The sequence below is a fragment of the Treponema succinifaciens DSM 2489 genome (assembly GCF_000195275.1).
GTDB classification, from domain to species: domain Bacteria; phylum Spirochaetota; class Spirochaetia; order Treponematales; family Treponemataceae; genus Treponema_D; species Treponema_D succinifaciens.
Genome location: NC_015385.1, coordinates 1,238,418 through 1,252,377 on the forward strand (window position 1 = coordinate 1,238,418; position 13,960 = coordinate 1,252,377).

At 37.1% G+C, this 13,960-nt stretch carries 11 protein-coding genes; 2 read left to right on the top strand and 9 right to left on the bottom strand.

Features of this window, described 5'->3' with window-relative positions; genetic code table 11:
• Positions 1 to 51 precede the first annotated feature (51 nt).
• From TRESU_RS05915 to TRESU_RS05940, 6 genes are all read right to left on the bottom strand, one after another.
• Entirely contained in the window at positions 52 to 603 is a 552-nt protein-coding gene (locus TRESU_RS05915; RefSeq protein WP_013701364.1) for an ATP-binding protein, read from the bottom strand.
• A gap of 11 nt (positions 604 to 614) precedes the next feature.
• Positions 615 to 953 carry an anti-sigma factor antagonist gene (locus TRESU_RS05920; protein ID WP_013701365.1) on the bottom strand — a complete coding sequence of 113 codons (339 nt, stop codon included), beginning with the start codon at positions 951 to 953 and terminating at the stop codon, positions 615 to 617.
• Positions 954 to 982: 29 nt separating this feature from the next.
• Positions 983 to 2,710: a GAF domain-containing SpoIIE family protein phosphatase gene (locus TRESU_RS05925; protein WP_148228269.1), complete on the bottom strand. Its 1,728-nt coding sequence runs from the start codon at positions 2,708 to 2,710 to the stop codon at positions 983 to 985.
• A gap of 163 nt (positions 2,711 to 2,873) precedes the next feature.
• A complete protein-coding gene (locus TRESU_RS05930; RefSeq protein WP_013701367.1) occupies positions 2,874 to 3,794 on the bottom strand; it encodes a hypothetical protein in 921 nt (306 codons plus the stop codon).
• Complete coding sequence (locus TRESU_RS05935) at positions 3,769 to 4,539, bottom strand: metallophosphoesterase family protein (protein WP_013701368.1); 771 nt, start codon at positions 4,537 to 4,539, stop codon at positions 3,769 to 3,771. The genes TRESU_RS05930 and TRESU_RS05935 overlap by 26 nt, the downstream gene beginning before the upstream one ends.
• A complete protein-coding gene (locus TRESU_RS05940) occupies positions 4,536 to 5,909 on the bottom strand; it encodes a tetratricopeptide repeat protein (protein WP_013701369.1) in 1,374 nt (457 codons plus the stop codon). The genes TRESU_RS05935 and TRESU_RS05940 overlap by 4 nt, the downstream gene beginning before the upstream one ends.
• A 133-nt stretch (positions 5,910 to 6,042) precedes the next feature.
• On the opposite strand from TRESU_RS05940, the gene TRESU_RS14205 reads away from it, so the two are divergent.
• Together TRESU_RS14205 and TRESU_RS05950 are read left to right on the top strand one after the other, a co-directional pair.
• Positions 6,043 to 7,140, top strand: coding sequence for a tetratricopeptide repeat protein (locus tag TRESU_RS14205; protein ID WP_013701370.1), 1,098 nt, complete (start codon positions 6,043 to 6,045; stop codon positions 7,138 to 7,140).
• Positions 7,115 to 10,519, top strand: coding sequence for a tetratricopeptide repeat protein (locus tag TRESU_RS05950; protein ID WP_013701371.1), 3,405 nt, complete (start codon positions 7,115 to 7,117; stop codon positions 10,517 to 10,519). Before TRESU_RS14205 ends, TRESU_RS05950 begins: the two co-directional genes overlap by 26 nt.
• A 20-nt stretch (positions 10,520 to 10,539) precedes the next feature.
• On the opposite strand, the gene mutL is transcribed toward TRESU_RS05950, so the two are convergent.
• From mutL to xseA, 3 genes are read right to left on the bottom strand one after another with little or no spacing between them, the layout of a single operon-like run.
• Positions 10,540 to 12,378 carry a DNA mismatch repair endonuclease MutL gene (gene mutL, locus TRESU_RS05955; protein WP_013701372.1) on the bottom strand — a complete coding sequence of 613 codons (1,839 nt, stop codon included), beginning with the start codon at positions 12,376 to 12,378 and terminating at the stop codon, positions 10,540 to 10,542.
• Positions 12,375 to 12,674 carry an exodeoxyribonuclease VII small subunit gene (gene xseB, locus TRESU_RS05960; protein WP_013701373.1) on the bottom strand — a complete coding sequence of 100 codons (300 nt, stop codon included), beginning with the start codon at positions 12,672 to 12,674 and terminating at the stop codon, positions 12,375 to 12,377. The genes mutL and xseB overlap by 4 nt, the downstream gene beginning before the upstream one ends.
• An 11-nt stretch (positions 12,675 to 12,685) precedes the next feature.
• Positions 12,686 to 13,894 carry an exodeoxyribonuclease VII large subunit gene (xseA, locus tag TRESU_RS05965; RefSeq protein WP_013701374.1) on the bottom strand — a complete coding sequence of 403 codons (1,209 nt, stop codon included), beginning with the start codon at positions 13,892 to 13,894 and terminating at the stop codon, positions 12,686 to 12,688.
• Positions 13,895 to 13,960: the final 66 nt, after the last annotated feature.

Below are 13,960 nucleotides of genomic sequence, written 5' to 3' on the forward strand. Positions count from 1 at the left end.
GGTTCTCATAGGAGGCTGGAAATCTCAACCTCTTATAATATAATCAAAAAATTATTCTCCGTCTACAGCAACACCATGGCGTTTCTGCTGGAATCTCTTAAGCATTGCAACGCCATTACGTTTGTCATTGTATACGAATCCGCCGTTCCAGTATTCCAAAGCTGCGAAGAGTGCGTTTCCGCCGTCCTGTTCATCAGATTTTTTTGTACGGAATGAAACATAGTTTGAAAGCTCTTCAAAATTTGAATTATGAAGACAATCTAACCGCTTTTTGTTAAATTCATTCCATTTTTCCAAGTCTTTAAATCCTTCGCCTTCATCTTCAACAATAATGTGAGCATGTGTCGGGCTAAAAGAATACCAAACGTGAACTTGTTTATTTAAATCGCAGTTATTTCCATGTTTTACTGCGTTTTTTATAACTTCGCTTATCTGCTGTTCAAGAAGGTTTATTTCCTTGATTTCAAGAGGAGCTGACTGCACAATCAAAAGTGTAAAGTAGCGGATCTGCCTAAAGTTTGACGGAAATGCCTTGTAAAGCATATTTGTTTTGTCAAATAATGGGTCATTGCCATCAGAACGAAGCTCTTTGAATTCTTCCATTAAGGTACTCCTTATTCGTTAATCATAAGCAATGCTTCTTCAACGCTATTTGCAATAGGGAAGTAGCCCATCAACTTGGTGAGTTCAATAACTTTTTTTACAGAACCATGAACATTTGAAATATAGAGCTTCAAATTCATCTTTTTAATTGTAGAACAGATGTAAATTAGGGCTCCAATTCCAGACGAGTCGATATAATCAACCTGCTCAAGATTGATTACAAACGATTTTACATTTTTCTCAAGCATCTTCATTACAAGTTCCTTGAGTTTGTAAGAATTGTACAAGTCCATTTCACCATTTACATCAATGATGTAGACTTCTCCATTCTTCCTTATTTTAAGTTCCATAAGTTTGTCTCCTTACTGCTCAAATTTACTTAAAATTTTATTACTAGCAACGACTGGTCATCATGAAGACTACTGTTGCCTATAAACTTCTTAATATCAGACTTTACAAGATTTGCAATATCTTTTCCAGTTGAATTTGCATTTGAAGAAACTATTTTTAGCAAAGATTCCTTAGGATATTGAGTTCCCTGCTCATTTAACGCTTCAACAAGTCCGTCTGTATATGTAATAAGAATATCACCAGTTTTAATATCTTGCAAGATGTCTTTATACTGAGATTCTTTGTCAACTCCAATTGGCTCGCTCGGTGTTGAAATCTGCTTTATCTCATTTTTTTCCTTGCTGTAGTAGAAAACTGGAGTTGTTCCGCCTGTTGCAATTTCAGCGACCTTTTTAATTGGATCATAGTTTATGAGTGCGCAAGATGCAAAGTGGTCTGTACTGAAACTTTCAGCCGCAATCCCATGGTTTACCCATTCAAGAATTGTTCCTGCTGTTTTCTTTGTATTTACAACAAGCCTAATCATTGCATGTAGCATTGACATGACAATTACGCTGTTGATTCCTTTTCCTGCGACATCGCTCATTACAAATGAAACCCTGTCTCTTCTGGAAACAATTACATCATAATAATCACCGCAAACACCTTCTTCTGGATTCCAGATTGTTCCAAGTTGAATTCCTGGAAGGGCAGGGAGTTTTGCAGGATGAAGCATTTCCTGAATCTTTGAAGCAATTTCAGCTTCTTTTATAAGGTCGTTATGTTCTATAATATCCTTTACTGAAACAACGCTCTTTATAGAAGTTGCCGCAAAATCTGTAATCATTGATGCAGTCTTTAAATTTTCTTCAGTAAATACAGGATTCTGCTTTGTTCTTGCAAATGCCGCAACGCCAATTACTGAATCCTGAATTTTTATAGGAATCATTATATAGCTTCCGCATTCAAGGAATTCTTCAGGTCCGTTCTGATAAATTCTTGCGTCGTTTTCAGGCTTTGTAATAAGCTCTGGCTTTCCTGCTGTTGCTATTTCGCCAAATATGTTTTCTCTAAGCGGAAATGATGCGAATTTGAAATTTGTGGCAATTCGGATAGGCTTGTGAGGCATATCGCTTGGAAGTTTGTATGGAGGCGGAAAGTCTCCGTCAAATGAACGGACTGTAATCACGTCTTCAAAGTCATCAATCATGAGGATTGCGCCGCCGTCAGCATTTATCTCTTCTCTTATGGTTTTATTTACGTAGTCAAGAAGCGCATTCATTCCGTTTTTTTCGGAAAATGCTTCTGATGCTTTTTCGGCAAAAGAATAGCTTATTTCAAGTGCTCTTGATTCATTTTCATCAGGCTGGATTGTTTTTTGCTGCTGTAATGAAGTCTGCTGAAGTGCCTGTGCGTAAGATTTTTCTTCCGCCACATTTACATAATGCGGAACGAGCTTTTCTATTTTCTTTGGCTCAAAAGTGTACAAAATTATGCAGTATGGAATCAAAATTAACGCTGCGATTGAAGCCGCAACTGCAAAATATACAAAAGAATTTCCTTCGCCAGTTATTTCTTTTACTGCCGCGATAAGGCTTCCTGCTCCAAGAATCAAGTCTGAAAGAAGAGCTATAAAACTTACTCTGGCAGTTTTTTTCTTGCGGATTAAAAGAAATAGCACGAATAAAAATGCGCAAATCACAGAAACCGCGAAAAGAGGAATGTATGCAAATTTGTCATCTAAAATCAAGGTGTCTGCTCCTTGTACAACTTTCAATTTTAACTAAATAATTTTAACTCTTTTGCCGAATATAAAAATAGACCGCAAAGCATTTTTATCATTTTAGCATTGAAATATTGTACCGTCAAGTTTTTCATTAAATATTATCGGTATAAAACTGCAAAATTAATAGTCAAAAATCTGCAAAACAGGCTTGATTTCAGTTGTTTTTTAAATCTTTTTTCATTTTTGATCTTGCTAGGAAATTTTTTAACCGCCGGTAAAGAGAAAGTTTTCTGTATTTTTTTGAAAAGTCTTCCGCGGCGTCTTCCAGCGGAAAGTCGTTCCCAAATCGTTGCTTCAATTCGTCCCAGTATTTTATAAGAAAAACGTAAAGGTCGGACAAAGTTCTGCCTTTGAAGCTTTTTAGGATTTTGCGGCTTTCGATTGCCCTGATTACAGGAAGATAAACGTTGTTGAACCAGGAAAGAATCGCTTCTTCCATAGAAATTTCTTCTTTTTTTCCGGAATTTATGTAGTATTTGTGGCAGAGAATGTGATTGTAAATGAGATCGTACTGGCCAGGTGTACTGAAATTCAGGCACCAATAGTCAGTTATGTCGCCAAAACAGGTTTCCGCGTAAAACACACGCTTTTCGTATTCGATTACCTGCTTTTCCATCTGCTCTTTTGTGCTTCCGGGCTTAAGTTTGATTTCACTTTGAAGGCTTACAACTTCAGCGTCGATATTTTCTATGCCTTTCATTTTTGCAACAGAAACGCGGTGATTTCCGTCTCTTACAAAATAAAGTCCTCCAAGCTCGTAAAGACTTACCGGCGGAAGCGTGATGTCCTGATAATGCGCCATATCAACGTGTTCCCAGCGGGATTTTAGAAAATTGTTTTTTGGCAAAAAATGATTGTCAAAGTCTTTATAGCGTCCTTCGCTGCCAACAATCAGCTTGATTGGAACAACTTGCATTCCTTTATAAACTTCGTTGCTTGGCTTGAGCATTTTTTTTATGTCGGTAAATGAAATAAGTTTTGCTTCCTCTGGATTCAAAAGATGCTGAATTTCGTTGAAAAAGGCTTTATTCCGTGCTTTTGAGAAATCTTCATCTGTCTGCGAGGATAGAAACATCTGCTCCAAAATTTGCTCCTTTTTTTAGGTTTGGCTCGAATTCGATTACGATGTGGCTGTACGCATTTATGACTGTTGTGTTTTCTGATATAGTGCATCTTGTAGCCTGAAGATCGTACAAATGTATATGACCGTGAATCATAAGCCCCGGTGAAAATTTTTTGATAAACCAGTTAAAACAGTCAAATCCTTTGTGGCACTGGTCTTCTTTGTCATGTATATGTCTTGGAGATGCGTGCGTTAAAAAAATATCGCAGTATCTTCCATATCTTATTTTGTTCCAAACCAGACCCGGAATCATCGCTATGAGCTGTCTTTTCATTTGCTTGTCAGTGAATTGGGCCTGACCGTTGTTGTATCTTATGCTTCCTGTAACTCCAGAAATAAGAAGCGGCGTTGTTTTTCCGTCTGGGGTTTTAAATGTAAGATTTTTGCATCTGATATTTTTGTTGCTTGCGTAGTCTGCTCCGTGTGCATGTTCGACTCCGGTTCCTTCAAATATAAACATTGAGCTGGAAAATAATGAATCAGAAAACATTTTGTTTTTATAATATTTGTATTCCTTTAAATCATGGTTTCCGAAGACGAAAAAAGTCGGTTTTCCCAGTGCGTCTACTATAAAATCAACATATTCCATAGAAAGATCGCCGGCGCAAAAAACAGCATCAACATCTCCGTATCTTTCTTTTACTGTGGAAGAGTAGACTAAAGGGTCTATTTGGTCAGAAACGCAAAGGAATTTCATTGAATGCCAGCCTTTCTAAAAAGCGATTCAAGCGTGTCTTTTGGAATTAATGCGAGCGGACGGCTATCTGCAAAAACTTGGGCTGCGTGTGAAAAATCAGAGCTTGCAAAAAGAAGCCCTTTTACATAGCCTTTTGTTTTTATTGTATCAGCGAGTTTTCTAACTGGAGTTTCTTCTATTGTATCTGTGGAACGGTAGAACTGCGCAAGGAAAAACTGCTGCTTTGCATTTAAGAATGCTTCCTGTTTTTTTTCTGTGGCAAGAATCTGGCATCCGTAAGGAGTAAAATCAGTTTTTTGACTTTGAAGATTGTATCCTGCTAATAGAATTCTTTTGCAAAGCTCCACGAACTGCTGGTTGTTTGCTGTTAGATATTCTTTTATTCCGTCATTTGTTTCAAGTTCTTTATACTGATTTAATTTCGATACCACATCTTTGAATTTGCTGTTGCATTTGTAGACTGTTTCCCACTGTTCGATTGCTTTTTCAATTTTTCTGCTTTTTTCGTAGCAGATTCCTAGGAAATATCTTGCGTACAAGGTTTCCTGCGAATTTGGAACTTTTGCATTTGCAACTGCGCGTTCAAAGGCATCTGTTGCTTTTTCAAGTTGATCCGCCATCATAAGGCAAGTTCCTTTTTCCACAAGAGCTTTTTGCCTGTATTCCTGCGAGCGTTCAGCTTTTTCCAGGAGTTTTACAGCTGTGGACAAATCCTTGTTTTCCTTGCAGACTTTTCCAAGGTAATAATAGTTTTCGTAAGATTCTGGATTCAGTTTTATTGAAGTTTCCAAGGCTTGCTTTGCCTGCGTGTAATTTTTTGCTCTAAGAAGCAATCGCCCGATTGAAGTGTAGGCTTTTGGATTTCGTTTGTTTAAGAGAATAGTTTTTTGGTAAAATCCCATCGCAAGTTTTGCATTTCCCTGTGTTTCAAGAATTTCCGCGGCTTTAAATGTGTTTTCTGGATTATTCGGCTCAAGTTTTGTCAGCAAGAGATATTCTTTCAATGCTTTATCAGGCTGATTAAAGCGTTTGTAAAGTTCAGCCATTTCTTTTCTGAACTCAGCTTCTGGAATTTCCCCATTAAAAAGCGCGTTTTGGTTTACTGTTTTGTATTCTATGTAGGCAAGCTCCTGTTTTCCGTCTTTTAGATAAGCTTCTCCCAAAAAATAGTGCGCCAGATAGTTCCGCGGATTTTTTGAAATTACGGACTTTGCGCATCTTTGAGCAGCTTGAAATCTTCCGTCCTTTATAAGTTTTGGAATTCCGTCAATTTTTGAAGGAGCTATGATGTTTTTTATTATAAAAATCAACGCTGTAGCGACAAATGCGATTAAAATACCTATTATAATTACATATGCCAGTGAACCCATTGAAATTCCGCCTGTTTGTTTAGTTTTTTATAAAAAAAGGTTACCTTTTTTCACTGAATATGTCAATTTATATGGAAGACTTAAAAATTTTGCTGTTTTCCTAAGAAATTTGCTGAAATCTACAGATAATAAAATGATGTTTATTTATAGAAAATATAGAAAATTTAAGAAATTTTTTTGTTTCTCTTTTTTGATTTTTGCGTTCAGTGCTTTTGCGCAGAATGACGATTTTTTGCAAGGTGAGAATCTGTTCAAGGAAAACCGTGTTGAAGAAGCTGTTCCGTTTTTAAAGTCAGCCATCAGCACTGGAAAATTTCCGAAAGCTTACAATTACCTTGCGCTTTGCTATGAAAAAATGGGGCTTCTAAAGGAAAGTCTTGAAGTTTGCACTGAAGGAATGAAAATTTCTGGAACGGACAAAAAAGTTCTTGCTTTTAACGCTGGAAATGTCTGCTTCGCAATGGAAGATTTTTATTCAGCCGAAAAATGGTATTCGCTTGCAATCGCCGCAAACAGGCTTTATGCTCCGCCAGTTTTAAACCGCGCAAATGCCGAGCTTAAGCAGGAAAAATATATTGCAAGCCTTGAGGACTACAAGCTTTATCTTGATTTATCGCCGAATGACAGGCAGAAGCCGGAAATCGAGCAGTTGATTTCTTTGCTTGAAGGTTTTAAAAAAGCGGAAGAAGATCGCCTTGCTGAAGAAAAACGTTTAAAGGAAGAAGCTGCTTTGATTCATGCGGCGCAGGAACAGCAGATTTTTGCAGAACAACAGGCCGCGGCTCAAAAGCAAATTCAGGATGGAAAAGACAAGGCTGCGGAATTGGAAGCGAAAATGGCTGAGCAACAGGCGCTTCTTGAGCAGCAACGTGCGGAAATTGAGCGGATTTCAAAGGAAAAACAGCTTGTTGAAGAGCAAGCCGCCGCAGAAAAGAAAGCTAGAGATGAAGACAAGGCTGCGGAACTTGAGGCTAAGATGGCAGAGCAGGAAGCTAGACTTGAACAGCAGCGCGCGGAAATTGAACGAATGCTTCAAGAACAAAAAGCTTATCAGGAAGCGGCTTTAAAAGCTCAAAGAGAAGAGTCTGCAAAAAAAGCGGAAGAAGATGCCGCAAGAAGAAGAAAATTGCTTGAAGATGTGGCGGCTTCGCTGCAGAATTCAGAAACATCAAATATGACTGCTGGTGCAGAAGGAACGGTTGACTATGGCTACGAATCAGAACTCGAATAAAGATTTAGATAAAGAAAAAAATGCTGCGGCTAAGAAAACTTCAAGTGCAGGAAAAATGACTGTTTCCTCTACGGAAACAAAATCAACAGTAAAAAAAACTACGGTTTCTTCTGCGGAAAAAAAGCCTGTAGCAAAAAAAAGTACTGCTTCTTCAGAAAAAGCAAAAACAACTGCAGTTGCAAAAACTGCCGCTTCAAAAAAAACAGTAGAAACAAAGACTTCTACCGCAAAAAAAAATTCAGGACTTTTAGAAAAATCAAAAGCTGTAAGAGGTTCATCTGCTTCTGTAAAATCAACTGAACCTAAAGTTGGTGTGAAAAAAACTTCAGTTGAAAAAAAATCATCTTTGCCAGAAACTAAAAAAGCAGTTGTCTCTTCTGCGGAAACAAAAGCAACTGTAAGAAAAAGTTCAGTTCCTTCTATAGAAAAAAAGCCAGTTGCAAGAAAAACAGTTTCTTCTTCTGCAGAAGAAAAGTCTGCGGTACGAAAAAGTTCCGTTGTTTCAGAAAAAACAAAAACTTCTTCAGTTGCGAGAACTTCCGCCGTGAAAAAATCTGTTGAGCCAAAAGTTTTTACAGAAGAAAAAAAATTGGAATCGCAGAAAACTCCTTTGCAAAAAACTGTCGCCGTTTCTAGTTTGCCTCCCAAAAATTCTTTACCTGAAAAAAAAGAAGAAACTGGAGGAGTTGCAATAAAAAAAACAGAGCCGGTTTTGGCTTCAAGTTTTGAATTGGAAAAAAAATCAGCGCAAAAAAATATTGAGCCTGAAAAAATGAAAGATAAAAAATCAAATAAAAAAGTAGCGGCTTTACTGATTTTCCTGCTTGCTGTTTTAGCTGGCGGCGGATTTTTTGTTTTAAATAATCAAAATTTTTTTGGCTCTAAAGATAATGCTGTTTCTGAATTGAGCGTTGAAGAAAAACTTGCATTGGCTCAAAAACTGATTGAGCAGGGTAATTATGAAGAGGCTTTGAAAATTCTTTTGGGAATTGATGCTTCTGGAAACAGCGAGGCTGCAAAAGAACTTAGAAATAAAATTTCCGCTTTAATAAATGAAGCATTTTCCAAGGCTTTTGAAAATGGACGTGAACAGGAAATATTGGATTTTATTCAGTCGCTTATTGATAATGATGAAATAAAATCTGCTTTGAAAGTTTTAAACGCAATAAAGGCAGATCCGGACAGTCCTTTAAAAGAAAGACTGGAGAGTTTGAAAAAATCTGCTGTTGATAAAGCTATTGCGGATGGAAAAACTTCTGAGCTTTTGTCTTTGATTCAGCAGATGATAGATGATGGAAATTTTTCAGAAGCGCTTGAACTTTTGAATACAATTTCTATAGATGGCGATGATGAAATTTCTGATATGCTGAAAAATAAAATTGAGCGCATGAAAAAGCAGGCTCAAGTTTTGCAGACGACCGAAAATCTTTCTGATGAAGAAAAACTTGCGCTTGCACAAAGACTTATTGACGAGGGGAAATTTGAAGAAGCTCTTATTCTTTTGAACACTTTAAATCCAAATGAAAAAAATCAAGATAAAATCAAGGCTCTGAAAAAAGAAGCTGTAGAAAAAGCAACACAGGCTGGAATTGATTTAGGCGAGTTTGGCTTTGATGAAAACGGAAATCCAATTCTTTCTGAAGAGGAAATTCTTCGTCATAGAAATGAAGCAAAAAATAAGCGTGAAATAGAAGCGCAGAAAATTCAAGATGCAAAAAATGAAGCCGAACGAAAAGCTCTTGAAGAAAAGAAAGCAAGAGAACAAAAAGCTTTAGAAGCAGAAAGACAAAAAAAAGCTGCCGCTGCAAAGAAAGCTCAAGAAGAAAAATTGGCAAGAGAAGCTGCGGCTAAAAAAGCAGAAGCTGAAAGAAAGGCGAAGGAAAAAGCCCTTGCAGAACAAAAGGCAAAAGAGGCGGCGATTGCCCGTAAAAAGCAACTTGTTGAAAATTATATTTCACATGGAAAACAGCTCTTGTCTGAAAATAAAAATAAAGAAGCGGTCGCAGAATTTTATAATGCTGAAAAAAATCTTCCTGCCGAAGAAAATACTTTTGCAGGAAAAAAACTTGGGGAATCAGCGAGTGCTCTGTTTGACAGTTCTGAAAAAAAATCTGGAACTGAAAAGGAATTTCTTCATGACGAGGCTGTGAAATTTGCAGAAAAATCCTTTGAAAAATCTAAAGAAGAACCTAACGTTATGTTTATTCTTGGAATGGATGCTCTTGAAAAACATAATTATGCTTCCGCAGAAAATTTTTTACGCAATGCCACAAAGAAAGAGCCTGGTAACAGCACTTACTTTTATCAGCTTGGAAGAGTTCTTGCGATGCAGAAAAAATATAATGAGTCGCTTGCAGCTTTTCAAACTTCAATAAAAATAAATGGAAACTTTGCGCCTGCTCATTATAATTCTGGATTTGTTTGTGAAAAGCTTGGAAAAAATAAAGAGGCTCTTGCTTCGTATAGAAATGCAATAAAAATAAAGCCTGATTATGAAAATGCGTTTATGGGCGCAGGACATATTTTGGCTGAAGAGAAAAATTATTCAGAGGCTGTAAAATCATATTCAGAAGCTGTAAAAATAAATCCGTCAAGAGCGCAAACTTATCAGGAACTTGGTTCTTGCTATTCAGAATTAAAAAATTATAGTCTTGCAGAACAAAATTTTTTAAAGGCACTTTCTTGTCCGGATTCTACTGTGGAAAAAAATGCGCTTACTTATTACAACCTTTCTACTGTGATGTTTGCACAAGACAAAAAGAACGAGGCATTTGATTTTGCAAAAAAAACTTATGATAACAAAGAAAAAACTTCGTCTGAAGTAAAGTCAAATATTTCATATAATCTGGGACTTTTAAATCAAGAATTAGGAAATGAAAATGAAGCAATCAAACTTTATCAGGAAACCTTAAATCTTGATTCAAATCATGTTAAAGCAAATACAAATTTAGGAATGATTCTTCTTACGAAAAATCAACCTGATGCTGCGATTGCGCTTTTGCTAAAAGCTTACAAAAATGATTCCAAGAATTTTGAAGTGAACAACAATCTTGGAAGCGCCTACAGAGATACTGGTGATTTTGAAAACTCTGTTAGGTTTTATAAAAATGCTTTGGATATAGAACCTGAAAATCTAACCGTAAAAGAAAATCTTGCAAAGTCATATACATCTGCAAAAGATTATAAAAATGCAAGACTGATTTATGAAGAGCTTGTAAAAAAACAGCAGACTGAATGGCCTTTATTTTTTGAACTTGCAAAAGTTTGTCTTGCTCAAGGCGATGGGAATGGCGCGGAAAAATATTTGCTTTACTTGCAATCCAAAGCTCCTGATTTTAAAACTTCAGAAGTAAATGGATTGCTTGCAGAATTGCAGTAACTTGTTTTGCTGAGCGGATTTTATGTCCGCTTTACAAGTGCAAAAAGTTGCTGTCTTGTAATCGTTGTGTATACGGGGCGTCCGTGAGGACAGTGTGGATCTGGAAGTTCAAGAGCTCCCTTTGCAATTTTTTTTGCAGTCTCTTCATCTAAAACTGTTCCGTCCATAACTGCGCTCCTGCACGCTGTGGATGCGGCGGCTGCATTTATCATGTCTGCAGGATTTACCCGCCGGTCAAGCACATCTTTTTTCAAATCAGCTTCTGTGCCTTTCCATCTTATCGGTACTGTTGAAAATTCCCATTTTCCATTTCCGCAGTCTTTGCATGAAAATCCGGCTTCTTCAAGTTTGTCTTTTATTGCGCGGATAAAATTGTCATCAGCGGAGGAATCTGTCTGCACAATGTATGGAACTAGAAGTGACTGCTTTTGTCCTGCCTCTGCCATGATTTGATTATAAATCATTCTTTCGTGGGCGGCGTGCTGATCGATTATGTAAAGCGTTTCATTTTTTTCTGCAATGATAAAAGTTCCAAGAACACAGCCTGCAAAATGAAATCCTTTTTCATATTCTGAAAAATTTTCGCTGCTGATTTCTGGAATATAATTTGGTTTCATCGGGTGAAAAAAATCTTGCGAAGTTTTTGTTTTAAAAAAGGATTGTCTTGCTCCACTTGATGAAAAATTTGTCCTAGGAATTCCGCGCTTTACATCAGAATAAATTGAATTTATTTTGGGAATGTTATTTTGATGAGAGAAGGTTTCTTTAACAAAATTATTTTTTTCAATACTGGTGGAATTAAAGGAAAATTCATTTGAAAGTTCAGCTTCTGTTTTATCTTCTGCATTTTGGGTGAGCATTGATTTTACAGTATACTGCTTGAAGAAATTTCTTGTTGTTGAGCTTACTGCATGATGAAGCGCATTTATGTCTTTGAATCTAGCTTCACGTTTCGAAGGATGAATGTTGAAGTCTACAAGAGCTGGGTTCATTTCTACAAAAAGGCAGGCGACTGGAAATGTTCCGTTTGGAAAATATCCTTGCGTTCCGTAAATGATGGCTTGCACGAGAGAATATTCTTGTATTTTTCTTCCGTTCACGTAAATGAAAATATCTTTTCGGGAAGTTCTTGCAACAGAAGGCTCTCCAATAATCAGCGTAAATGAAAAATTTTTTTCAGAGTCTTCATGCTTCAACTCATAAAATAAATCGCTGCTTTCAAAAAATTCATTTGTCTGAACAAATCTTTCTTTTAAGGATTGTCCAGCGGGAAGTGAAAGTTTTTCTTCGCCGTCATTTACAAAAGTAAAAGCAATGTCTGGACGTGGAAGAATTTTTTCTTCAAAAATTGTCCTGCACTGAATTCCTTCTGAAGCCGGTCTTTTTAAAAATTGTCTTCTTGCAGGAAAATTTTCAAAAAGACCTGATGACTGCGCTATTGTCCCTTCTGTTGAAGCGCAAGGCTCGATAATGTGATCTTCCGTTACAGAAGCGTTCATTTTCCATCCGCCGCTTTTTATTTCCAATCGGCTCACTGCCGCAATTGAGGAAAGCGCTTCGCCTCTGAATCCTAAAGTTGAAAGATTAAGCAAATCTGTTTCTGTTGAAATTTTGCTTGTTGCATGTGGGTGCGCGCATTGAATCAAATCTTCTTTTGACATTCCGCAGCCATTGTCTATGACTCTTATTTTTTCAATTCCGCCGCTAGCAATCTCAACTCTGATTCTTGTTGCTCCGCTGTCAACTGCATTGTCCATAAATTCGCGGACAATAGCGCATGGTTTGTCTATGACTTCCCCGGCGGCAATTTTTCTTGCAACTTCCGCATTTAGAATTTTTACGCGTCTTTGTTCTGTCATGCTCTCGTTCCCGTGATTTCAGAAGATTCATCAAAAAGACCGAGCACAGGAGCATTTTCACTTTTTGACTTTTGCTTTTTTCCTTGCGCGGATTTTTCATCTTCTTCTGAAACTTCAGGATTGTTCATTAATATTTGAATTTTGCTTTCCATTTCATCAAGAGATTTTTCCATGGATTTTGCAAGCTTTATTCCTTCCTCAAAATCTTTGAGCGCATCTTCCAGGCTGATGTCGCTTTTTTTTATGGAAGCGGAAAGCTCTTCAAGTCTTTTTAGTTTTTCTTCAAAGTTTGTCATTTTATTCTCCGTTAATTTGTTTTATCAACAGTTGCGAAAATCAATCCTTCCGCCGGTTTGATTTTTATTTTTGCGCCGTTGGAAAGTTCCGATGACTTTCTTATTATTTTTCCATTTTCATCGCAAACCATAGAATATCCTCTGTCGAAAATATTCTGCGGATTGCAGTTTTCCAAATTTTGCAGGCAGAGTTTTATTTTTATTCTTTTGTCCTTTATTATGTTTTCAATTGCGTCTTTCATTGAGTCAAACGCCTTGTCAAACCTTTCTGAATATTTTTGCTCGATGTTTTGCAATCTAGTTTGCATATTTTCAGGATCGAAATTTCTTAGCATAAGCCGCAAAGAATTTGTTTTGTTTTGAATTTCAGAAAACAAAATGGATTTGAAATTTTCAATATTGCTTTCTATGTCGGATTTTCTTGGAATTGCAATTTCCGCCGCCGCGCTTGGTGTCGGAGCTCTTACATCCGCCGCAAAGTCGCTTAGCGCCCAGTCAATTTCATGTCCGACAGCGGAGATTACAGGAATTTTTGATTTTGCAATTGCACGCACAACTTTTTCTTCGCTGAACGGAAGCAAATCCTCTAAAGAACCTCCACCTCTTCCGACAATCAAAACATCGCACATATTATATTCATTTGCAACTTTTATCATGTACTCGATTGTGTCCGCGGCATTTTCTCCTTGCACTATCGCAGGAAAAACAATGACACTCACTTTGTCATTTCTTCGGCGTCTTATATTTAAAATATCACGCAGAGCAGCTCCGTTTGGACTTGTAACAACTCCGACTGTTTTTGGAAAAAATGGAACCGTGCGTTTTCTTGCTGAGTCAAAAAGTCCTTCTGCGGCAAGTTTTCTTTTCCGCATTTCAATCATTTCCATTATATTTCCGGCTCCGGCTTCAATCATTGACGAAACTTGAATCTGATAATTTCCGCGCGGACCGTAGACTGTTATTTTTCCTCTTACTTGAACAAGCATTCCGTCTTTTGGAATGAAATTTAATGCAGATGCCGCTCCTCTGAACATTACTGCTGAAATCTGGCTGTCTGAATCTTTAAGCGAAAAATAAAGATGTCCGGACGAGCTTGGCTTGTAGTTTGAAATTTCTCCTTTTAAAATTATATTTTGAAAAGAGCTTTCAAGCATTGTCTTTATAAGTTCCGTCAGCTGCGAGACTGTTAGAGCGTTGTCTTTTTTTGATTCGTTTTGCATTTCCATTTTGCTCCGATTGTAAACATTACGTTTAATTTAGACAAGATATTTTCCGATAATGAAATG